Here is a 21,460-nt window from a genome sequence, read left to right as displayed (position 1 = left end):
AACTTACCGACCTCTTGTTTGCGCGTCAACTAAACGGTAACGTTCAGTTAAATCGGCGCAGGCAGCCGGCGCTCTTCACCCCCTTCACACCGACCAGGAAGGCTCTTTGTGGATCACACTACTGCTTTACCGATTGTGGTTGCTGGCGCATCAGGAGACTTGGGCCAACGCCTGGTCCGGGCGCTGGTTGAGCGCGGCGCCCATGTCATCGCACTGGTTCGGCCAGGCACTGAACAAGCCCGGTTGACTGGTCTACCCAGCAGCGGCGTCACCGTCACGCCCGTTTCTCTGGACGACGCTCAGGGCCTGCGCGGTGCCATTGCCGGCGCGGGTTGCGTCGTGTCCACGCTCAACGGCCTGGAGGAGGTGATCATCAAGCAGCAAGGCAGGCTGGTGGAGGCCGCTGTCGCTGCTGGGGTACCCAGGTTCATTCCCTCGGATTATTCGCTCGACTACACCCATACCCGCCCTGGCGACAACCGCAACCTGGACCTTCGCCGACGCTTCGCCACCCAGCTCGATACAGCCAACATCGCCGTTACCTCAATCCTCAACGGTGGGTTTCTGGAGCTGCTCGAAGGCGACGCGCCTATCGTGCTTCCCGGCCGCCGAGTGCTGCATTTCGGCGATGCGCAACAGCTACTGGACTTCACTGCCAAGGACGACGTAGCCGCCTTTACCGCCGATGCCGCGCTTGATCACAACACGCCGCGTTTCCTGCGCATTGCCGGCAACAGTGTGTCGCCTGCGCAGATTGCCAACATCCTGACCGAGCTGACCGGGCAGCACTACCGCACCCTGCGCCCCGGGAATATCGGCACGCTGTCCGCCCTTATCTCCGTGGTGCGCGCGCTTACGCCTGCCAGTGAAAAGCCATTCCCCGCCTGGCAAGGCATGCAATACCTGCGAGACATGATGAGTGGGCGCGGCAAGCTGCTCAATCTGGACAACGATCGCTATGGCCAACGTGAATGGGCATCCGTCCGTGACACGTTGGCCCGTACCCATGTGCAAGGGACCAACCCATGACCCACCCTGTCGAGTCCTTTCCCCTTCATATCCCCCAGACACAACTCGACGATCTGGCCCAGCGCCTGGCGCAAACCCGCTGGCCTGACCCAGAAACCGTCTCCGACAACAGCCAGGGGCCCAGGCTTGAGCGTATTCGCGCGCTGGTCGAGCGCTGGCGCAACGGCTATGACTGGCGCGCCACCGAAACCCAACTCAACCAGTGGAACAGCAGCCGGACCGAGATCGACGGCCTTGGCATTCACTTTCTGCACATACGCTCGCCTCACCCTGACGCCCTGCCCTTGCTGATGACCCACGGCTGGCCAGGCTCCATTCTGGAGTTCAGGGCGATGATTGGGCCTCTCACCGACCCGACCGCCCATGGCGGCGAGGCCAGCGACGCGTTTCATCTGGTGATCCCGGCGCTTCCGGGTTTTGGTTTCAGTGATAAGCCACGTTCGCCGGGTTGGGGCGTGGGTAAAACCGCTGCGGCCTGGGCGCAATTGATGGACCGCTTGGGATATGGCCAGCGCTGGGCGGCCCAGGGTGGGGATTGGGGGGCGGCCGTGACCAGCGCACTTGGGCACATGCGTCCGCCTGGTCTGATTGGCATTCACCTGAACATGGTCATGTACCAACCCACTGAAGAGGAGATCGCGCAGGCCACTCCTGAAGAGCAGCGCATGTTGGCCGATGCGCAACGCTATGAGCGGGAGCTGTCCGGTTACATGAAGGTGCAAAGCACCCGGCCGCAGTCGATAGGCTTCGCCCTGTCGGATTCGCCCGTTGGCTTGGCGGCGTGGGTTTACGCGCTGTTTCAGGACGCTTCCGACAGCGGCGGAGAGCCCGAGCGGGTCATCGAGCTCGACGCGCTGATCGACGACATCATGCTGTACTGGCTGCCTGATGCGGGACCCAGCTCGGTCCGTTTCTACTGGGAAGGGATGCGCGAAATGCAACAGCAAGGCCCTCCACGCGCCCTACCCATCCCGGCGGGCGTGAGCATGTTCCCGGGCGAGTTGCTTCGCCTGTCACGGCGCTGGGCCCAGGCGCGATTCGACGACTTGCGGTTCTTCGCTGAGGCCGAGCACGGCGGCCACTTTGCTGCGATGGAAAACCCGGCGACGCTCACCGCGCATGTGCGTGAGACCTTCCGTCTGCTGCGTTGAGAGCTTCGCTTTTGGGATTGAGCGGCGGTCGCGGACTGCCGGCATCTGGATGCAACGTGTGTAATAGACGAGCCTTCGCCATGGCGTTGCGCGCAAGCAATGCCGGCCGCTGCAGCATGAGTCAGAGATTCAGGCTTCGCCCGACATTGGCCTGATCTGGTCAGCGCATTCGACATGTAGTAAACGTGTCGGATGCTCTGGCTCGCTGATTGCAGCCCGTCACGATTTCTACGGCGGCGGGTGGATCGGGGAACATTGAGCGTTGAGGGAGCTCACACCTCTTGCCTTTGAACCGTCCTGTTGGTGACCCCCTCTATGGAACACGTACTCCCGGAAGCCTGGCTGAACGCACTGCCGTTGCCCTGGCTCAACACCTTGGTGGCCGCCGCCTTCGCGATTTGCATCGCACTGTTGGGACGCTGGATCGCATTGGTGTTGCTCCGTCGCGTCGCCAAGTCGTTCGTCTTCGCCCAGCAACTCATTCACCGCGCCGAACCGCCGACCTTGTGGCTGATCCCGCTGCTGGCCCTGCAAACCGTCTGGACGTCTGCGCCTGATGATCTGATGTTGATCAAGGGTGTTCGGCATCTCAACGGCATGCTGGTGGTGGCCGGGTTCACCTGGCTGGCGTTGAGTTGCGTGAAAGCCATTGGCGAAGCGGTCGCGATCCGAAACCCGCTGGACATTGAGGACAACCTGCAAGCCCGCCGGATTCAGACGCAAGTGCGGGTGCTGGTGCGCTGCCTGAATGTGCTGGTGTTGTTGTTCGGTACCGGGCTGATTCTGATGAGCTTCCCGCCGGTGCGTCAGATCGGCACCAGTCTGCTGGCGTCGGCAGGGCTTGCGGGATTGGCCGCCGGTTTCGCCGCCAAGCCGGTGCTGGGTAACTTGATCGCGGGTTTGCAAATCGCGATATCCCAGCCGATTCGCCTGGATGACGTGGTGATCGTTGAGGGCGAGTGGGGTCGCATTGAAGAGATTAGCGGCACGTACGTGGTGCTGAAGATCTGGGATGAGCGGCGAATGGTGATTCCGTTGCAGTACTTCATCGAGAAGCCCTTCCAGAACTGGACGCGCAGCACGTCGAGCCTGATTGGCTCGGTGTTTCTGTGGGTGGATTACGCGTTGCCACTGGAGGAGCTGCGCGAAGAAGCGGAGCGCATCTGCAAGGAAATTCCGCACCTCTGGGATGGCCGCGTCTGCGTATTGCAGGTCACGGACACCACCGACAAAGCGATGCAGTTGCGGGTGTTGTTGAGTTCGGCGGATTCATCGCGCAGTTGGGATGCGAGATGCCACATGCGCGAGCGGCTGATCAGTTTCGTCGCACGGCAATACCCGCAGTGCCTGCCTCAGCTGCGTGCGGAGATGTCGTCGCGCACTGTTCAGCCGGAGCGCGAAGGCCACGAAGCGCCCACGGAAATCGCGCGTCAGCCGCCAGTCTGAAGACAGGTCAAAGCAAGCTGACCGGCCACCTCAGCGGTGGCCAGGCAAGACTTATTGACCGCCGCTGAACATCACAAACTTGCCCATCATCATTGCGGCAAACTGTTGCGCCGGCATCTTCACGCCGTTGAAGTCCACCACGTCGTTGGCGTAGTGCAGGCTGGACACGATGTTGTCGCCATCGACCTTGCCCATTTGCAACATGACCGCCATGCCGCCCACCGAATCCGCTGCGCCCTGCGCCTGCTGCGCGATGGCGGCGGGGTCGGTCAGACCGGCAGACTTGGCGCGCAGTGCGGCCAGATCCTTGATCATCGGCTTGGAGAGCACCAGCTTGGCGTCCAGCTGGGTCAGCAGCTGCTTGAGCAATTCCGCGCCTGGCTGATCGAGTGCCGAAGGATTGGCCAAGTCCATCGACAGGCTGAACTGGCTCTCGCCGCTGGCTGTTTTCAGTGAAAGCTTTTCCAGCTCGATATGCGGCTTGGCACTCAGCAACTTGCTGACTTCAGCCTGCACCAAGGCCTGATCAGCCGGGCTCAAATGTGGCGTGTAGGTTTCACCCACCGCCGCGGCGGCCTGGGCTTGAGGCTGCACTTTCTCCTGATAGATCTTCATCAGTGCCTGGGTTGAGGCGATGTCGAAATTGCCGAACTTCCAGAGCATCTGCATGGCGCCAACGTCATTGCCATTGAAGCTGACGTTGCCGATGTCGTAGGTCACCTGCGCATTCAGGTTGCCTTCCACTTCCTGCAACAGGCTGGTGTTGACGAAGTCCTTGAAATGAATGGCCGGCTGGCCTGCCGCCTGGAACGTGGCCGAGGCGATTTTCGCGTCGGTGTGGCCCAGGTAGAAACCCGATTTGCCTTTTGTGCCACCGGTGTTGAAGGTGAAATCCTTGAGCGTCAGATGCACCGGGCCTTCTTCGGAGGTGGCGGTGACGTCGACGCTGCCCAGCACACCGTTGGCCTCAAGCTTCTGGCCATCGCCCGAGCCGGAGGCATTCACGGTGAAACCGGAAAACTTGAACGCGCCGGTCTGATCGGTGAATTCAAACGGCAGCAAGTCCACCCGGCCCAATGCGGCGCGGTCGTAGCCCATGCTGAAGTGGCCGGTCAGCGGCGGCTGGCCGTTGGTCATGGCAAACCATTTCTCGGAGAAAGCGTTCTTCTCAATCTGCACGTTGCTGGCGGCCATTACCGGCAGCAGTTGCAGCGATTTCACGCGGCTCCACGGCAATGGCCCGTGCTCGATGTTGTCGACAAACAGCAGCTCGACCGGCTTGCCCTCATTGAATTGGGGGTCCTGGATATTCAGCTTGTAGTGCGCGGTGCTGGTGAAGAAGTGACGGTCAAGGGAAAGGAGCTCAACACTCGCCTTGCCTTCATGCCCGACGAACGCGGCTTGAAGCTGCTGATTGCCTTGCTGGATGGCGTCGTTGAGCGCGCCCTCCAGCCGTTTTCCGGTGTACCAGGCGCCAGCGGTAACGAGGACGCCCGCAACCACAATGACGCCTACGGCGATGTTGACTGATTTTTTCATGTGTCGACTCGAAGATGTCCGTTCTTGAAGAGAGGTCTTGCCTTCCTTGACCCCGGAGGGTTTCGGCGCCACACAGAGCGGCCGTGCAGCACCTTGCGCTGCCGAGAGCCCGGCGAGATTAGCACTTGGCGAGGACGTTTTGCAGCCGTTGCGCCTAGCCACGACGTTCGCCGAGGCGTTAGGCTGGACGCCAATTTGCTAAGGGAATCGATGAGATGAGCGACGTGCAAAAGCCCAAGGGTCCGGTCAAGGCGGTGATTTTCGACATGGACGGCCTGCTGCTGGACACCGAAGGCATCTACACCGAAGTGACCGACACCATCGCCAAGTGGCACGGCAGGACGTTCGACTGGGCGGTGAAACAGCACTCCATTGGCCGCGGCTCCCAGGATTTCGCCGAGTACGTGATCAGCGCGCTTGAGCTGCCGATGTCTCCCGAGGAGTTCCTGACCGTTCGCCAGCCGATGCTGGACGAGCGCTTCCCGCACGCCGTGCCGATGCGTGGCGCCGAGGCACTGGTGCGTCACCTTGCCGAGCACAACATCCCCATCGCGGTGGGCACCAGTTCTTCCCTTCACTACTTCCACGTGAAAACGAACAATCACCGCGCCTGGTTTGAGCTGTTTAAAGACGTGGTGACGGCAGATCACGCCGAGGTCACCGCGGCCAAGCCTGCGCCGGATATCTTCCTGGCTGCGGCGCGCCACCTGGGCGTGGACCCGAAGGATTGTCTGGTGTTTGAAGACTCGCCTTTCGGCGTCACCGCTGCCAAGACCGCAGGGATGTATGCCGTGGCGGTGCCTGACTCGCACATGCCGGTCGAGCAATATGCGCACGCCGACCTGATACTGGGCTCGCTGACCGAGTTTCCGCTGGAAGATTGGGGTTTGCCGGGCTTTGCCCGCTGATCACGCTGTAGGCGCAGGACCGCGCTTGCTCGCGATGAGGCCGGCACATCCGCTAGGTCGCAGGCGTTCGAAAGGGCGCCTTCGCGAGCAAGCTCACTCCCACAGGGACGGTGTTTGCTGCGCGCCACCGGGCTTACGTTCGCGGCAATTGCGTGACATTTACGCTACACCCCAACCCTTAAATCCACCCCCAACGCCCGAGCGAACGCCTTGACCAGCGGGCTCCGGGGGGCGTTGTGCCTCAGGATGAGGTTGACGGGCGTTTGTAGAAAGATCAGGTCGCGGCGCAGGGCGCGCAGCTGACCGTCGCGGATCATATTGCGCGCATAGTGTTCGGGAAGAAAGCCGATGAAGCGCCCGGTCAGGATCATCATGGCGACGGCTTCGACTTGGGAGGCGGAGGCGCACTGGCTGTCGGAATTGACGAAGCTCGCCTTGTCGCGATGGATCGCATAGCGGTGATTCACGATGTCGAATGCGCGCAGGCTGTCGATGCTCAGGGCACCGTCGTCCGCCTCGAACAGCGGATGCCCCACTGCGCAATACGCGTGGGAGGTCTCTTCGTACAACTGGAAATAATCAAACTCTTCGCGCCGCTGATACACCGGCACGATGCCAAGACTCACCCGTCCTTCGACCATGGCACGCTCGACTTCATCCAGTTGAGACGCTTGCAGGCGCAGTCTGACTTTGGGCGCTTCATCGCGCATTAGTCTAAGTGCGGCAATGAGCGGCGAACTTTTATCGGTCAGGGTGTTATCAATTACGCCGATACTCAAATCGCCAATCAACTCATTCTGCGCAGAACTAATCCGGTCGCGAAAACTGTCCACAGACGCGAACAATTCGATCGCCGCCTGATAGACCAGCTTGCCCTCTTCAGTGAGATGAAACCCTTCCCGGCCTCGTGTACAGAGGCGCATGCCGATGCGGATTTCAAGGTCCGAAATCTGCTTGCTGATGGCTGCAAGGCCCACATTCAGCTCATTCTGGGCGGCGCTGAAGCCACCCGCCTCGACCACGGCCTGAAACACCCGCAACAGCTTGAAGTCCATTCCGCTGAGAGTAAGAGGCGGGCGTATTCCCGGTTTAGGCGGCACGTTTCCAGAATTGGAAAGTGGAGTTTCCATAATGCTTATTGACCTCGCCTATTGGATTCAACAGGCTCTGACTCACAACAAAAACGTGCCCGGTTGATAATAATGAACACAGAAAAACCCGATTGGCAACCGCGCACGCGGTACTCTGCAACATAGGCAGAAAGCGGATCCAACATTAAATAACCTGACACTTTGATCAGGACTTTCAATTAGTAACTGCCCTCTATCCAGGACGATTCCATGCTGCAGCGGCGGGCCTACGTCGGGGCGGGGAGGCTGGGTAGGGTTGCCCAGATCAGGCAGGCGCGGTCTGCACACAGCTTCGGAGAGACACATGAATCAGAATCAGGCGGAGCAGCTGCAAGCCGAGCGCAGGAAGACCGAAAACGCGTTCGACATCACCCAGTACGAACACGTCCCACGCCGCTATTACGGGCGCATTTTCTTCGCGACCCTCATCATCGTTGCCCTCGCCGGCCTGGCCCGTGCGTTTGCCAACGGGCAGATCGAGTGGGGTTATATCGGCCAGTTCCTCACGTCCGAGGCCATTCTTTGGGGTCTGCTGAACACGATCATCATGTCGATTCTGGCGATGGCCCTCGGGGTGGTGATCGGCGTGATCACGGCCATCATGCGCATGTCGGCGAACCCGATTTTGCGTTACGTCGCGATCACCTACACCTGGCTGTTTCGTGGCACGCCGCTGATCTTGCAGTTGCTGCTGTGGTTTAACCTGGCGCTCATCTTCCCGGTCATCGGCATTCCCGGTGTGTTCGAGATCGATACGGTCAGCCTGATGACACCTTTCGTTGCCGCGCTACTGGGCCTGAGCATCAATCAGGGCGCGTACACCGCCGAGGTCGTGCGCGCAGGCTTGCTGTCCGTAGACACCGGTCAGTACGAAGCCGCCAAATCCATCGGCATGCCGCGCCTGCAGGCATTGCGTCGGGTGATCCTGCCCCAGGCGATGCGCGTGATCATCCCGCCGGTTGGCAACGAATTCATCAGCATGGTGAAGATGACCAGCCTTGCCAGCGTCATCCAGTATTCCGAATTGCTGCACAACGCGCAGAACATCTACTACGCCAACGCCCGGGTCATGGAGCTGCTGATTGTCGCGGGGATCTGGTACCTGGCGGTGGTGACTGTCCTGTCGTTCGGTCAAAGCCGGCTGGAGCTGCGCTTCGCCCGCGGCGCCGGCAAGCGTTCGTAAGTCAGGCCCAGGAGAATCAGCATGAGAAACATCGTCAAAGCCGTCGGCCTGAACAAATACTACGACCAGTTCCACGCCCTCAAAGACGTCAGCATTGAAGTCGAACAAGGCGAAGTCCTGTGCATCATCGGGCCCTCGGGCTCGGGCAAGAGCACCCTGCTGCGGTGCGTCAATCAGCTCGAAAAAATCGACAAGGGCGGTTTGTGGGTCGATGGCGAACTGGTGGGCTACCGCATCGTCGGCAATAAACTGCACGAACTGACGGACGCTCAGATCGCCCGTCAGCGTTTGAGCACCGGCATGGTGTTTCAGCGCTTCAACCTCTTCCCGCACATGACCGCGTTGCAGAACGTGATCGAAGGCCCGATCCAGGTGCTCAAGCGCTCGCCCAAAGAGGCCAATGAAGAAGCCACCGAGCTACTGGCCCGCGTCGGGCTGGCGGACAAGCGCCATTCCTATCCCGTGGAGCTCTCCGGCGGCCAGCAACAGCGTGTCGCGATCGCGCGCGCATTGGCGATGCGGCCCAAGCTGATGCTGTTCGACGAACCCACTTCCGCCCTCGATCCGGAGTTGGTGGGCGAAGTGTTGTCGGTCATGCGTGACCTGGCGCACAGCGGCATGACCATGATCGTCGTGACACACGAACTCGGCTTTGCCCGCGAAGTTTCCAACCGGATGGTGTTCATGGACGGCGGCCAGATTGTGGAGGCCGGCACCCCGGAAGACATTCTAATAAGCCCACAAAATCCAAGAACCCAAAGCTTCATTTCTGCCGTTCGCACTTAAACCAGAACAAACGAGAACGACCATGAAAAAGATCCTCATCCCCAGTTTGCTCGCCGGCCTGATGGCGTCCGCGTCAGTGTTCGCCGCGCTGCCCGCCAGCCTCAAGGAAAAGGGCGAAATCACCGCCGCCATCGTGCCGAATTACCCGCCGATGGATTTCAAAGACACCAGCACCAACACGCTGACCGGCTTGGACGTGGATCTCGGCAACGCCCTGGCCGAGCGCCTTGGCGTCAAGATCAAATGGCAGGAGACCGCTTTCGAGCAGATGGTCAGCGGCTTGGTCACCAGGCGCTTCGATATCATTCTGTCGGGCATGACCGACACAGCCGAGCGGCAGAAGTCGGTGACATTCATCGACTATTTCGCCAGCGGGCCGCAGCTGTACACGCTGACCAAAAACGCTGATCTGAATGAGCCCGCCGATCTGTGCGGCAAGAAAGTCGGCACCAGCCGCCGCACCACCTGGCCTGCGGAAATCGCGGGGTGGAGCAAGGAAAACTGCGAAGCGAAAGGCAAGCCGGCGATCATCGTCAGTGGCTCGGAAGGCTCGGCCGATGCTCGCGCGCAACTGCGTCAGGGCCGGCTCGACGCGGCGATGCAAGGCAGCGAAACCATTCCATACCTGATGTCCCAGGAGAAGGACACGTACAAGCCGCTCGGTCTGGCGATCTCGAAACAGTTCACCGGCCTGGGCGTCAGCAAGTCCAACCCTGAACTGGCGGCGGCCATCGCTGAAGCGATGCAGGCCATGGTCGACGACGGCACCTATGGCAAGATTTTGAAAAAATGGGAGCTGGAACAGGGCGCGGTGACCAAGGTCGGGATGAATCAGGGTAAGTAACAGGCGATCAAGCCAGCCCCGTCAGGGATGACTCGTCGTCTAGAATGCGGCGCTGTCGGGCAGCGTTTGTGGGAGCACCACCCCGGTCGCTCCCACAATGGGTCTGCTCCGAGGCTTGAACAAGGACGGAAAAACAACAGTGACCACCTACTCCCTCGTCATCCGCCGCTTGATGGTCTGCTCGTTGACCATCGTCATGAGCCGGGCGATGACCAGCCCGCTGCTGACGCTGTTCCTGAGCACAAGGCTGGGGCTCAATCAGCAAGACGTCGGGTTGCTGATGGGCATCGCGGTGTTCATCGCCACGCTGCTGGGCCTGTACGGTGGCTACATCATCGATCGGCTGGAAAAGCGCAAGTTGCTGATCCTGGCGATGCTGTCCAGTGCCGTCGGCTTCGCCCTGCTGACCTTCGCCCACAACGTCTACCTGACGACCCTCACGCTGGTGATCACTGAGACGGCCTCGGCGCTGTTCCTGATCGGCTCCAAAGCAATCATCAGCGAAAACCTGCCCATCGGGCAGCGTGCGAGGGTTTTCTCGCTGCGCTATACCCTCACCAACATTGGCTACGCCACCGGCCCGATGCTCGGCGTGGTCATTGCCGGGCACCTGCCACTGGCGCCGTTTTTCATCGCCAGTGCGATCGCGTTCTGCAGTCTTTTCCTGATGCTGGGCATACCGCGCACAGTCCCGGATACCGAGCACCCACCGCGCAGCTTTCTCGACACCCTGGTCACGCTGAAAAACGACCGCACGCTGATTCTGTTCACGGGCGGCAGCTTGCTCAGCACCATCGTGCATGGCCGGTATACGTTGTACCTGTCGCAGTTTCTGCTGGTCACGCACACGGCGGAACAGGCGCTGAAAATCCTGTCGGCCGTATTGGCGTGCAACGCGTTAACGGTCATTTTGATGCAGTACCAGATCGGCCGCTTTCTCAAACGCGAGCAGTTGCCGTACTGGATTTGCCTTGGCACCGCATTGTTTGCGATCGGCCTTGTCGGCTTCAGCTTTGCCGAAACAACCCTGGCCTGGTGCGCCGCAATGTTCGTTTTTACGTTGGGCGAGATGATCATCTATCCCGCCGAATACCTGTTCGTCGACACCATCGCACCGGATCACCTTCGCGGCAGTTACTTGGGGGCGCAGAATCTGGCGGCCTTCGGCGGAGCGTTGAGCCCGGTGATCTGCGGCTACTTATTGATCAACAGCCCCGCGCCGACCATGTTTTATGTCCTGGCGTGCCTGACCGCCATGGGCGGCACACTGTGCTTCCTGGCCGGGCGCCACGGGAAGCTCACTCACGCTGACCTCTCCCTCTGACGCCGTGCTCGGCCACCTGCGGCTCGTCAATTTGTCACTTTTCAAAACCCGCCCAAACAGGTGAGTATGTCCGGCCTAGAGCTTTCGGTCTGATCGGTCTTTACGAGACCCCTTGCAAGCCTGTTCCAGACTGTCCTGATTTCCACTTCCCTGACGAAAAGGATATCGAGCAATGAAATACCGCACCCTTGGCCAATCCGGCCTCCAGGTTTCAACGCTGACACTGGGCTCCATGATGTTCGGCGTGCAGACCGGCACCGAAGAATCCCTGCGCATCATCGACAAGGCCTGGGATGAAGGCGTCAACTTCATCGACACGGCCAACGTCTACAACGCCGGCCGGTCTGAGGAGATCGTCGGCGAAGCCATTGCCAAGCGGCGCAGCGAGTGGGTCCTCGCCACCAAGGTCGGCAGCAGCTCGGGCAATACTGCACCGAACGCCAGCGGCCTGAATCGCAAGCACATCTTCAATGAAATCGAATCCAGCCTGCGTCGTCTCGACACCGATTACATCGATATCCATTACCTGCACAAGGAAGACCACAACACGCCACTCGAAGTGACCGTGTCGGCCATTGGCGATCTGATTCGCCAGGGCAAGATCCGGTACTGGGGCGTGTCGAACTTCCGCGGCTGGCGTATCGCGGAGGTGGTGAATGTGGCTCAGCGTCTGGGCGTCGACACACCGGTAATCAGCCAGCCGCTGTATAACATCGTCAACCGTCAGGCCGAGCTGGAGCAGATCACTGCGGCGAAGTTCTATGGTTTGGGCGTCGTGCCCTACAGCCCGCTGGCACGCGGCGTGTTGAGTGGCAAGTACGCCCCTGATGTAACGCCAGACAGCAGCACCCGCGCCGGCCGTCAGGACAAGCGCATCCTGGAAACCGAATGGCGCACCGAGTCCTTGCACATCGCCCAGAAACTGCAGGTGTACACCCAGGCCAAAGGCGTAGGGCTGGTGGAATTCGCCATTGCCTGGGTGCTGAACAATCAGGCTGTGACCTCTGCCATTGTCGGGCCACGTACCGAGGACCAATGGGACAGCTACACCAAGGCGCTCAGCGTGAACATCACGGCCGAAGACGAAGCGTTTATCGACTCCCTCGTCACACCCGGGCATGCGTCCACGCCGGGTTTCAATGACGTGCAGCATTTCGTGACGGGCCGCTATATCTGACGCCGTTCGGCCGTGAAGCCAGCCTCGCGTGCCGCAAAGACTTGCGTCACCGAGGTCGGGCAGCCCGTTCCCAATCCCCGATTGATGGCAATACCTCTACGCTTAATCCCTTGTAGAATGCCGCGCCGAGACAGCCCGCTAAACTTGTAGCAAAGTTTGACAAGGCCGGCAGCGGTCTCTAGTGTTTCATTGGATCCAATAACTGTTCAGCTGAAGAAGATCAAGCATGCGCAGGACTGAGAAAGAGCAATTTCTGCGGGAAACCCTGGGTGATGAGCAGCCGCCTGCACATCTGGCGCGTGCCGTCATCGAAGAAAAACTGCGCAGCGCCATTCTTGAAGGACGCCTCCCGGCAGGCATCGCCCTGCGCCAGCAAGAGCTGGCGACACTTTTCGGTGTCAGCCGCATGCCCGTGCGCGAGGCGCTGCGTCAGCTGGAAGCTCAATCGTTGCTGCGTGTCGAAACCCACAAAGGTGCGGTCGTTGCCCCGTTGATCAACGAGGATGCTACCGATGCCTATGCGTTGCGCATCCTGCTGGAGTCCGAGGCCCTGCGCCAGTCGATCCCGCTGCTGACCGATGAAGACATCAGCATGGCGCGTGGGTACATCGAACAGTTGGAGGTCGAAACCGATTACAGCATCATGGGCACGCTCAACCGCCAGTTCCACATGGCGCTGTATTCCAAGGCGCACAACACACGCCTGCTCAAACTGGTCGAGGACGGCTTGAACGAGGAAGAGCGCTTCTTGCGTTTCAATCTTAAGCAAATGAACCTGGGCAAGGTGTCCCAGCGCGACCACTACGAATTGCTGGAAAAGGCCGGCGCCGGTGATGTGGACGCCACCGTCGAGGCGCTGACTCACCACTTGAATCGTGGTGTTGAAGCCATCAATGCCTACTTGAGCGCCCGTAAGGCGGAAGAGGCAAAACCTGCGGCGGCCTCACGAAAACGTGCCGTCACCCAGTGACATTCGCTGTTTTTTCAACCTTGACCTTGCTCGCCACTGGCTAATCGGCCGATAAGCACAAGGGATCAACGAACGCCGTTCATGACGGCGTATGCGCCGAAGGACCCGGCTCCACGGTTATGACGCCTCTATCAAGGCTCGGGGAAGCTGAGTGCAAGCCGAAAAGAACAAATGGCTGATGGTTGTCAATTCTGGACAACCCGTCAGAACACGCCTGATTTGCTTTCCTCACGTAGGTGGCGATCCGGAGCATTTTCGTGACTGGTCCGAAGGCCTTGGGGATCACATCGAACTGGTAACGCTGCGCCTGCCCGGCCACGGCAGCCGGCTCAAGGAAACGCCCTACGATCAGTGGGCGCCCTTGCTGCAAGACACCTTCCTCGCGTTGCAGCCCTATCTGAGCGAACCTCACGCATTTTATGGCCACAGCTTTGGCGGTCGTGTCGCTTATGAAATGGCCAGGCTGGCGCAGCATCATTACCCGAATCTGACGCGTCACCTGTTCATTTCCGGCTGCCGCAGCCCTGACAGCCGACAACCCTGGCCGTTTTTGCACACGCTGCCGCAGGACGATTTCATTCAAGCGCTGATCAGGCTGGGCGTGCTCCCGAACACGTTCGACCAGGATAAGAAACGCCTGAAGCTGCTGGAGGCTGTCGTGCGCAGCGACGTGAAGCTGTCTGAAATCTGGTCGCACCGCGCAGACGAGGGCCTGGACATTCCGTTGACCGGTCTGTACGGCAGCGATGATCCGGTCGCCACAGCCGCCAGCATGATGAAGTGGCGGGAGTTCACACGTCGCGAGTTCGAACTGATCGAAGTGCGCGGCACTCATGACTTCCTCAGCTCGCAACGCGACCGCCTGCTGCACATCATCAACACGCACCTCGGCTTGCTGGGCGGCTGAACGGAAACCGCCGCCCACTCCTTCTGCATCGACTCCTTACCCCCTCCCCCCTGAAGCCTCCTACGACTAAAAGCCGGCCCTCCCACGCTCGGGCCGCGGCTTATGCACCTATCGTGAAACTTGGTCGTCGTTGACGCGGTGTACCGGTGTGTTCAGGCAAACTCGAACGACGAATCGGTCTGCAGCCGATTCAGGGAAAGCAGTTCTCATGGAGCGGCAAAAGGAGCATTGCCCCGGGCGGAGACATTGAAGTGAAACCCTGAATGTCGCCCAAACCGAAAATTCTCAAAAACTGTATTAACCCGATTAAGCGCAACGCTGAACGAGGTATTCGTTCATTCATTTCAATTCTGGCCTTAATGGGCCGGAAGGGTTGCGCTCGCCCCAATAAAATTTCACTCAGAAGTTTTATTGCCATCTCTCACGCCCGATTTATATAGGCTGTTAATTATATTAAAAAGTATTTGCGGAACCCTTTGAAACTGTTCTAACGTTTTCTGGCCGCCAACGTTTAAGGGCTATTCCCCCACACACGTTGGGCAGCGAGGGCATAGGCCAAGTGCGCATGCCCGATTCCAGCCTGCACGATTGTTGATCACACACGAAATAAGGTTTGCGGCCTTTTATTGCCCGAGATTAACGGGAGTCATGTTATCCGTTGTTTGCACGGCAACTTAAGACGACCACCCGTTGTGGCAATTAGAAGAAATGCTGACACACTTAATCTACCAAGGACGTAAAAATGGACAGTCTCAAACAGCAACTTATTGCAAAAAAATCAGCACTTAGCGCGCACCCTGTTTTTTCCGAAATTAATTCACTGCACGTCCTGCAGCGCTTCATGGAGGTGCATGTGTTCGCGGTCTGGGACTTCATGTCACTCACCAAACGGCTGCAACAGGAGCTGACGTGCACCCGGCTGCCCTGGCTGCCACCGCGAGACCCGAAGGCAGCGCGGCTCATCAATGAAATCGTGTTGGGTGAGGAGTCCGACGACCGGCCGGGACGCCACGATCATTACAGCCACTTCGAACTGTATCTGGATGCCATGCGAGAAGTCGGCGCCAGTACGGCCCGCATCGAGCATTTCGTCGAACTGTTGCACGAAGGCATTCACTACAACACCGCGCTCGACAGCGTCGGCGCAGGCCGAGCGGCCACGCACTTCGTCCGCGACACGCTCGACATTGCTTTGAATGCACCGGCGCATTGCGTAGCGGCCGCGTTTCTGCATGGGCGCGAGAGTGTTATCCCGCAGATGTTTCAGCGAATTCTCGACGACTGGGGCATCACGGCCGACAAGGCACCGACCTTTAGCTACTACCTGGAACGCCACATCGAGGTGGACTCCGAAGACCACGGCCCGGCGGCGGAATCATTGCTGGCCAGGCTAGTCGCCGGCAATGAACAGCACCAGCGCGAGGTGTACGCCGCTGCCATTGCCGCCGTTGATAGCCGCATGGCGCTTTGGGACGCCCTGCAACACACCCTGCGTGAGACGGCGCGGGAAGTCAGCGCGTGAGCCCCTCCCGCCTCCGCAACCCAGAAGCCCTCCACACAAGGACGCCATCATGAAAGCCGAAGACTACATGTCATTCGTCGATGCCTGGGAAGGCCGCGCGACGATTCGGACACGCCCGCGCCGCATCGTCGAAAACGACGAAAAACTGATCTACCCGCTCAGCCGCCAGCCATTGGTGCTCAGCGAGACGTTCACCCGTGAATGCGCCCATCTGCGCGATCTGGCGCTGGTGCAGAGCCTGTACAAGTTCATCAACGACGTGGTGATTTTCGAGACTGAAATCGTCGACAAGACCGCGCGAAGCATCGCCAAAGACAACTTCGCAATCCGCTTTCCCTTCGCTTGCCGCTACGACGCCATGACCGTGGTTGTCGATGAGGATTACCACGCACTGGTGGCGATGGACTTCATGCAGCAAACCATCGCACTCACTGGCATCCAGCCAATCCCGTTGCCACAGGAAATCGAACTCAGCAGGGCCATCCCCGCTGCTCTGGCATTGGCGCCAGGCCACTTGCGCAGCGCAGTCGAGCTCATCTGCGTGGCGATTGCCGAGAACACCGTGACCAACGACGTGGCCGCGTTCGCCAAAGACGACACGGTGAAGCAATCCGTCAAAGGCCTCATGGCGGACCACCTGCTCGATGAAGGACGGCACTCCGGTTTCTGGTCGCGCCTCGTCAGGATCTACTGGCACACAGCGCCCGAGCAGGACAAGCAGCTTATCGCGCAGATCCTGCCTGTGTTCATTGCTCAGTATTTGACCAATGACATCCAGAAGTCTTTCGACTTCGTGCTGATCGACAGCTTGCCGGTCGCAGAGCCGATCAAACAGGCGCTGAGGGAAGAAACGCAGGCGATGTGCTTTCCGATCAATCGCCACCATCCGTTGGTGGGCAACATCATGCGTTTCTTTACCTCCAGCTCGATGCTCGACTCCCCCTGCGTCCAGCATGCCCTTGCCGACTATCTACCGGTCGGAGGCTCGCAATGAAGCGCCTGGAGATTGTGCTCATCGGTCATAGCCAGACAATGAGTGAGCTGAGTGCAGAACTGAATGCCCACGGGCATCTGATTCACCACCTGCGCGACGAGGCAACGCTGAAGCTGAGCGCACCGCAGAACGCGTCGATCCTCATCGAGGACGGCACGCTGGACCTGCCCGGCGCAGAATTGGGCGTGTTCGAGACAGCCATTCATCTCGGCCTCCGGGTAGGACTGACACCGGTGAGCGAGCGGGCGCTGCCGGAGCTGGAAATAGTGTGCTGGCTCGGGACGGCTACGGCTCAGCGCTTGATCGCGTGCCATACCGTGGCTGCCACGCTTTCCGGCAACGGACGCGTCTTGCGGGACGCGGCGGTCGCGACGCTGGTGGACAACGTTGCGATGCTGATCAGCCGGTTCTCGCGCGATACCGAGTACTTTGCACGCGCCGAGCGCGTCGACCCGCCGCACAGTGGACGCCAGGAAAGCCTGCTGCAACTGGACCGGTTGGCCTTCGAGCACTGTTTCAACTTTACCGCGGCGCCGGAATTGCTGCGCGTTGCCGAGCAGACGCTGATCGCACGACTGGACCGGAGCTTCAGCCAATTCGCCGGACGCATTGCGCTGAGTATCGACGGCGAGCGCATCAGCTATGACCAACTGCGGGCACACAGCGTCGCGATCCAGTCGCAGATACAGGCCATGCGGCCGCACGCATCAGCTGAACCGGTGGTGATTGGCATTTGTATGCCGAAGTCTGCGGCGCTGTTCGCCGGGATCCTCGCCATTCTGGGCAACGCGGCGGTGTATCTACCATTGGACCCCAGCCAGCCTCTGCAGCGTCAGCAGTACATCCTCGAAAACGCACATGCCGTATTGCTGCTGCACAATGGCAGCCACCCGCTGGCGGGCGTTGTTGTGCCGGGGCTGGATATCAGCTGCATCGAGATCGTGCCGACGGCGCAGTCGCTGATGCGCTATCGCCCAGAGACCGACGCGCCATGCATGGCGCTGTACACCTCGGGTACGACCGGACACCCGAAAGGCGTAATGCTCAGCCAGCGCAACCTGAGCCACTTCACGGCCTGGTACGCACACTATGTCGAGCTCTCCGAGCACAGCCGGGTACTGCAGTTCTCGACACTGAGTTTCGATTCCTCGGTCATCGACATCTTCCCGACGCTGCTCGGCGGCGCTGAACTGATCGTGGCGAGCGATGACCAGCGTCGTGATCCGCTGCAACTGTTCGAGCTGCTGGATCAGAATCTCAGCCACGCGTTTCTGCCGCCTGCCTTGTTGAGCATCCTGCCGATTGACCGACCGCTGAAGCTCAAGCACTTGTGCACCGGCGGTGATGTCTGCGAGCCCTACGTGATTGAACGCCTGGCAGCGCAATGTCACTTCCATAACCTGTACGGCCCCACTGAGGCCACCGTGCTGATCACTGCCGGCCAGTTTCAACTCGGCGGCAGCAACCGCAACCTGGGTCGCCCGATTGCTAACAGCCAGGTCCTGATTCTCGACGAGGACATGCAGCCTGTCGCGGACCAGACGCCCGGCGAGCTCTACATCGTCGGTCCGGGCGTGTGCCTGGGTTACATCAACAACCCTGAGCTCACCGATGACCGCTATGTGCATGTCACTCTGGGTGATGGCCAAAGTATTCGGGCTTACCGAACCGGGGACATCGGCAAATGGACGAGCGAAGGCATCGAGCTGTCCGGGCGACGTGACAACCAAGTGAAGATCCGTGGATTCAGGGTCGAGCCTGAGGAGATCGAGCACTGCCTGCGCGACAGCCAGCTGTACCGCCAAGTCGCGGTAGTGATTGACGACCAGCGACGCATCCTGGCTTTTCTCGCGCAACCGCACGGCGCAGAACCGGACGCCGCTCGGCGTTTGCTCAAGGACCATGTCGCCGCTACGTTGCCCGACTATATGCGGCCGACCGCCTACACGGAGTTGGCGAGCATGCCGTTTGCCAGCAACGGGAAGGTTGATCGCAAGGCACTGTTGCAGTTGCCCGTGAACATGCTTGAGCAAGCGCCGCGTCGTTTACCCGATAGCGAAAGCGAGAGGCTGCTCCTGACATTGTGGGCGGACCTGCTGGAACTTCCGCCCGGCGAAATCTCGACCGACGAGAGCTTCTTCAATTTGGGTGGCCACTCGATTCTGTTGTCGCAGATGCTGCTGGGTATCCGCGAACGGTTCGGCCGCAGCATCCCTATCAATCGCTTCATCGAGGCGCCAACGCTGACCAATCTGGCGTCACTGCTCGACAGCGACGGCACCACATCATGGACCGTCAGCCCGCAAGCGTTCCTGGATGGTTCGGCGCCCTTCGAGCTGCCCGTACTGCCCGTGGAGCGCATGGGCGACGTGCACAAAGTCATCGTCACCGGCGCCAACGGATTTCTCGGTGTTCACATCGTCGAAGCGCTGTTGGCGTGGGGCGCAACCGAGGTTGCCTGTCTGGTGCGTGAAAACGCAGGGATGACCGCGCAGGATCGCTTTATTCAGGCACTGCGCGAAAACCGTCTTGAGCATCTGGATCTGGCGCGAGTACGGGTCTATGCCGCCGACGTCACACGGCCACAGCTTGGATTGAGCAACGAGGTGTACGAGCGGCTTGATCGCGAGTTTGGCGCGCTGGTGCATAACGCCGCTAACGTCAACCACGTCCAGGATTACGAGACCCTGGCCAAAGATAACGTCGAGCCCATCTTCGAATGCCTGAAGCTGTGCGAAGGGCGCAGCAAGAAGGTGTTCAACTTCGTATCGACGCTGTCTGCCTCAAGCGCCGTCGGGGCTGACGGTCGCGTCCTCGAAGCGCCTGCTGCCGAGACACCGCCCATCTACATCAAGAACGGCTACAACCTTTCCAAGTGGGTCGCCGAGCGCATCCTGCAGCAAGCCAGGGAGCGAGGCGCGTGGGTAAACATCTACCGGCCCGGCAATATCGCGTTCAACAGCACGACGGGGGTCTGCCAGCCGCACAAAAACCGCTTGATGCTGATGCTCAAGGGTTCGATGCAACTGGGCCAGGTCCCGGACTTCTCCATGACCTTCGATTTGATGCCTGTCGACTTCCTCGCCCGATTCATCGCCTTCCACGCCAGTCGTTACCAGCCATCCCATGCAGTCTTTAACCTCCATAACCCGGAGCCATTGAGCTGGAGCAATTACGTCAGCGCGTTCCGTGAAGCGGGCAGTGATTTCGAAATGGTCAGCGTCAGTGAATGGCAAACCCAGTTGAAACGGGTGAACAGCGAGAACGCTTTATTCGGCGTGCTCGGTTTTTATCTCGACGGGTTGGAGGAAGACATCGGAGACATATCAATGATCGCGTATCAGAACGCCCATGCGGGTGTTCAGCGGATGGGCGAATGCTACCCCTCAAAAACCCCAGCGCTGCTTCGCAAGGGCTGCGATTACCTGAAAGAGATTGCTTTCATCTGATACACCCCAACGCAACATCCCCTTTAGTTATGGAGAACAACATGAACGCTATTCAGCCGCTCAACACCCTTGGCTCCCTGTCGCCCGATACGCTGATTACCAATCCTGGCGGGGAACCGGTGGTGTCTGCTATCTCGATAAATGCACCGGCGCGTGAGGTCTGGAAGGTCGTGGGCGATTTCGGTGGTTTCACTCAATTCATTCCGGAGCTTGCGAGCATCGAAGTGATTGGTAACGGTCCTGGCTCAGTCCGTTACAAGAAATTCAAGGAAGGTGGTCTGGTGGTTATCGAACAACTCAATTCGTACGACGATAACGCGATGGCTATGACATGGACAACCATCTACAACAACCTAGGCGTCAGCAAGCTCTGGGCCTCAATGACGGTTGTCCCCAAGGACAGCGTCAGCTGCGTTGCTACTTGGGCGATCATTGCCGAGCCTGTGGACAACGGCTCGACGAGCGTTGAGGGCTTCAGAGAGTTTTTGCAGGGCTTTGCTGATGGTGCGATGAAGAACGTGCCGAGAGCCGTGATGCCCTCATAGCAAAAGCCTGCGGAGCTTCAGTGCCGGTGGCCTAAACGACAAAACCCCAGTCTCCGTAAGCAGACTGGGGTTTCGGAATTCAATCTTGACGATGACCTACTCTCACATGGGGAAACCCCACACTACCATCGGCGATGCACCGTTTCACTGCTGAGTTCGGGATGGGATCAGGTGGTTCCAGCACTCTATGGTCGTCAAGAAATTCTGTAGCCGACCCGTTACTGACGTAACGTTCCAGCGGAAATGTATGACCTTCACTTAAAACAAAACCCCATCTGCTTTCGCAAATGGGGTTCTGGAATTTAATCTTGACGATGACCTACTCTCACATGGGGAAACCCCACACTACCATCGGCGATGCATCGTTTCACTGCTGAGTTCGGGATGGGATCAGGTGGTTCCAACGCTCTATGGTCGTCAAGAAATTCGGGTACTGACTCGTTCCTGAGAACGCTTCAGCAAATCGGGTATGTGATCGAGGTACCGCTTGTGTGTTCGCAAACTTTCGTCTTCATGCGTCTTCACACACCGCAATCTGCTGTCTCTGTGCAGATTG

General features: G+C 59.5%; 17 protein-coding genes and 2 rRNA genes. 15 read left to right on the top strand and 4 right to left on the bottom strand.

Translation table 11 applies throughout. The features are described from left to right. Positions 1–108 precede the first annotated feature (108 nt). From IFT99_RS24855 to IFT99_RS24845, 3 genes are all read left to right on the top strand, one after another. Positions 109–1,029 (top strand): NmrA family NAD(P)-binding protein, encoded by a 921-nt coding sequence (locus IFT99_RS24855; protein WP_192135844.1) that lies wholly within the window; start codon positions 109–111, stop codon positions 1,027–1,029. Then, the gene (locus tag IFT99_RS24850; RefSeq protein ID WP_192135842.1) at positions 1,026–2,180 is read left to right on the top strand and encodes an epoxide hydrolase family protein; all 1,155 of its coding nucleotides are present in this window, start codon (positions 1,026–1,028) and stop codon (positions 2,178–2,180) included. The genes IFT99_RS24855 and IFT99_RS24850 overlap by 4 nt, the downstream gene beginning before the upstream one ends. Positions 2,181–2,495: 315 nt before the next feature. Further along, entirely contained in the window at positions 2,496–3,626 is a 1,131-nt protein-coding gene (locus IFT99_RS24845; RefSeq protein ID WP_065990932.1) for a mechanosensitive ion channel family protein, read from the top strand. 51 nt (positions 3,627–3,677) lie between these two features. On the opposite strand, the gene IFT99_RS24840 is transcribed toward IFT99_RS24845, so the two are convergent. After that, positions 3,678–5,165 carry a YdgA family protein gene (locus IFT99_RS24840; protein WP_065990930.1) on the bottom strand — a complete coding sequence of 496 codons (1,488 nt, stop codon included), beginning with the start codon at positions 5,163–5,165 and terminating at the stop codon, positions 3,678–3,680. A 215-nt stretch (positions 5,166–5,380) separates the two neighbouring features. On the opposite strand from IFT99_RS24840, the gene IFT99_RS24835 reads away from it, so the two are divergent. Continuing rightward, entirely contained in the window at positions 5,381–6,073 is a 693-nt protein-coding gene (locus IFT99_RS24835; RefSeq protein ID WP_192135840.1) for an HAD-IA family hydrolase, read from the top strand. Positions 6,074–6,237: 164 nt separating this feature from the next. Here IFT99_RS24835 and IFT99_RS24830 read toward each other — a convergent pair whose 3' ends face one another. Then, entirely contained in the window at positions 6,238–7,203 is a 966-nt protein-coding gene (locus IFT99_RS24830) for a LysR family transcriptional regulator (protein ID WP_192135838.1), read from the bottom strand. Between the two features lie 304 nt (positions 7,204–7,507). Between IFT99_RS24830 and IFT99_RS24825 the strand changes: the two genes are divergently transcribed. The 11 genes from IFT99_RS24825 (at position 7,508) to IFT99_RS24775 (ending at position 20,904) form a co-directional block, all read left to right on the top strand. Next, on the top strand, positions 7,508–8,386 hold the full coding sequence (locus tag IFT99_RS24825; RefSeq protein WP_192135836.1) for an amino acid ABC transporter permease: 879 nt from the start codon (positions 7,508–7,510) through the stop codon (positions 8,384–8,386). 21 nt (positions 8,387–8,407) lie between these two features. After that, entirely contained in the window at positions 8,408–9,172 is a 765-nt protein-coding gene (locus IFT99_RS24820) for an amino acid ABC transporter ATP-binding protein (protein ID WP_065990920.1), read from the top strand. A 22-nt stretch (positions 9,173–9,194) separates the two neighbouring features. After that, positions 9,195–10,016, top strand: coding sequence for an ABC transporter substrate-binding protein (locus IFT99_RS24815; RefSeq protein WP_192135834.1), 822 nt, complete (start codon positions 9,195–9,197; stop codon positions 10,014–10,016). A 139-nt stretch (positions 10,017–10,155) separates the two neighbouring features. After that, complete coding sequence (locus IFT99_RS24810) at positions 10,156–11,340, top strand: MFS transporter (RefSeq protein ID WP_192135832.1); 1,185 nt, start codon at positions 10,156–10,158, stop codon at positions 11,338–11,340. Between the two features lie 172 nt (positions 11,341–11,512). After that, a complete protein-coding gene (locus tag IFT99_RS24805; protein WP_192135830.1) occupies positions 11,513–12,517 on the top strand; it encodes an aldo/keto reductase in 1,005 nt (334 codons plus the stop codon). Between the two features lie 226 nt (positions 12,518–12,743). Continuing rightward, positions 12,744–13,487, top strand: coding sequence for a GntR family transcriptional regulator (locus IFT99_RS24800; protein ID WP_065990912.1), 744 nt, complete (start codon positions 12,744–12,746; stop codon positions 13,485–13,487). Positions 13,488–13,665: 178 nt separating this feature from the next. Beyond that, entirely contained in the window at positions 13,666–14,394 is a 729-nt protein-coding gene (locus IFT99_RS24795) for a thioesterase II family protein (RefSeq protein ID WP_197986119.1), read from the top strand. A 742-nt stretch (positions 14,395–15,136) separates the two neighbouring features. Further along, positions 15,137–15,916, top strand: coding sequence for a DUF3050 domain-containing protein (locus IFT99_RS24790; RefSeq protein ID WP_065990908.1), 780 nt, complete (start codon positions 15,137–15,139; stop codon positions 15,914–15,916). A 49-nt stretch (positions 15,917–15,965) separates the two neighbouring features. Continuing rightward, positions 15,966–16,910 (top strand): diiron oxygenase, encoded by a 945-nt coding sequence (locus IFT99_RS24785; protein WP_065990907.1) that lies wholly within the window; start codon positions 15,966–15,968, stop codon positions 16,908–16,910. After that, on the top strand, positions 16,907–20,359 hold the full coding sequence (locus IFT99_RS24780; RefSeq protein WP_192135826.1) for a non-ribosomal peptide synthetase: 3,453 nt from the start codon (positions 16,907–16,909) through the stop codon (positions 20,357–20,359). The genes IFT99_RS24785 and IFT99_RS24780 overlap by 4 nt, the downstream gene beginning before the upstream one ends. Before the next feature lie 41 nt (positions 20,360–20,400). After that, positions 20,401–20,904, top strand: a complete 504-nt coding sequence (locus IFT99_RS24775; protein WP_065990900.1) for an SRPBCC family protein — start codon at positions 20,401–20,403, stop codon at positions 20,902–20,904. A gap of 83 nt (positions 20,905–20,987) precedes the next feature. On the opposite strand, the gene rrf (IFT99_RS24770) is transcribed toward IFT99_RS24775, so the two are convergent. Both rrf (IFT99_RS24770) and rrf (IFT99_RS24765) read right to left on the bottom strand, forming a co-directional pair. Then, positions 20,988–21,103, bottom strand: a 5S ribosomal RNA gene (rrf, locus tag IFT99_RS24770). 107 nt (positions 21,104–21,210) lie between these two features. Continuing rightward, positions 21,211–21,326: ribosomal RNA gene (gene rrf, locus IFT99_RS24765) — 5S ribosomal RNA — on the bottom strand. Between the last annotated feature and the right edge of the window lie 134 nt (positions 21,327–21,460).

Source organism: Pseudomonas sp. CFBP 8772 (assembly GCF_014841665.1).
Lineage (GTDB): Bacteria > Pseudomonadota > Gammaproteobacteria > Pseudomonadales > Pseudomonadaceae > Aquipseudomonas > Aquipseudomonas graminis_B.
This window is presented reverse-complemented; position numbering and strand designations above follow the sequence as displayed.

Coding starts and splice junctions, on each gene's coding strand:
- IFT99_RS24850 (WP_192135842.1), top strand. CDS start 1,026: ATGACCCACCCTGTCGAGTCCTTTCCCCTTCATATCCCCCAGACACAA.
- IFT99_RS24845 (WP_065990932.1), top strand. CDS start 2,496: ATGGAACACGTACTCCCGGAAGCCTGGCTGAACGCACTGCCGTTGCCC.
- IFT99_RS24840 (WP_065990930.1), bottom strand. CDS start 5,165: ATGAAAAAATCAGTCAACATCGCCGTAGGCGTCATTGTGGTTGCGGGC.
- IFT99_RS24835 (WP_192135840.1), top strand. CDS start 5,381: ATGAGCGACGTGCAAAAGCCCAAGGGTCCGGTCAAGGCGGTGATTTTC.
- IFT99_RS24830 (WP_192135838.1), bottom strand. CDS start 7,203: ATGGAAACTCCACTTTCCAATTCTGGAAACGTGCCGCCTAAACCGGGA.
- IFT99_RS24825 (WP_192135836.1), top strand. CDS start 7,508: ATGAATCAGAATCAGGCGGAGCAGCTGCAAGCCGAGCGCAGGAAGACC.
- IFT99_RS24820 (WP_065990920.1), top strand. CDS start 8,408: ATGAGAAACATCGTCAAAGCCGTCGGCCTGAACAAATACTACGACCAG.
- IFT99_RS24815 (WP_192135834.1), top strand. CDS start 9,195: ATGAAAAAGATCCTCATCCCCAGTTTGCTCGCCGGCCTGATGGCGTCC.
- IFT99_RS24805 (WP_192135830.1), top strand. CDS start 11,513: ATGAAATACCGCACCCTTGGCCAATCCGGCCTCCAGGTTTCAACGCTG.
- IFT99_RS24800 (WP_065990912.1), top strand. CDS start 12,744: ATGCGCAGGACTGAGAAAGAGCAATTTCTGCGGGAAACCCTGGGTGAT.
- IFT99_RS24795 (WP_197986119.1), top strand. CDS start 13,666: ATGGTTGTCAATTCTGGACAACCCGTCAGAACACGCCTGATTTGCTTT.
- IFT99_RS24790 (WP_065990908.1), top strand. CDS start 15,137: ATGGACAGTCTCAAACAGCAACTTATTGCAAAAAAATCAGCACTTAGC.
- IFT99_RS24785 (WP_065990907.1), top strand. CDS start 15,966: ATGAAAGCCGAAGACTACATGTCATTCGTCGATGCCTGGGAAGGCCGC.
- IFT99_RS24780 (WP_192135826.1), top strand. CDS start 16,907: ATGAAGCGCCTGGAGATTGTGCTCATCGGTCATAGCCAGACAATGAGT.
- IFT99_RS24775 (WP_065990900.1), top strand. CDS start 20,401: ATGAACGCTATTCAGCCGCTCAACACCCTTGGCTCCCTGTCGCCCGAT.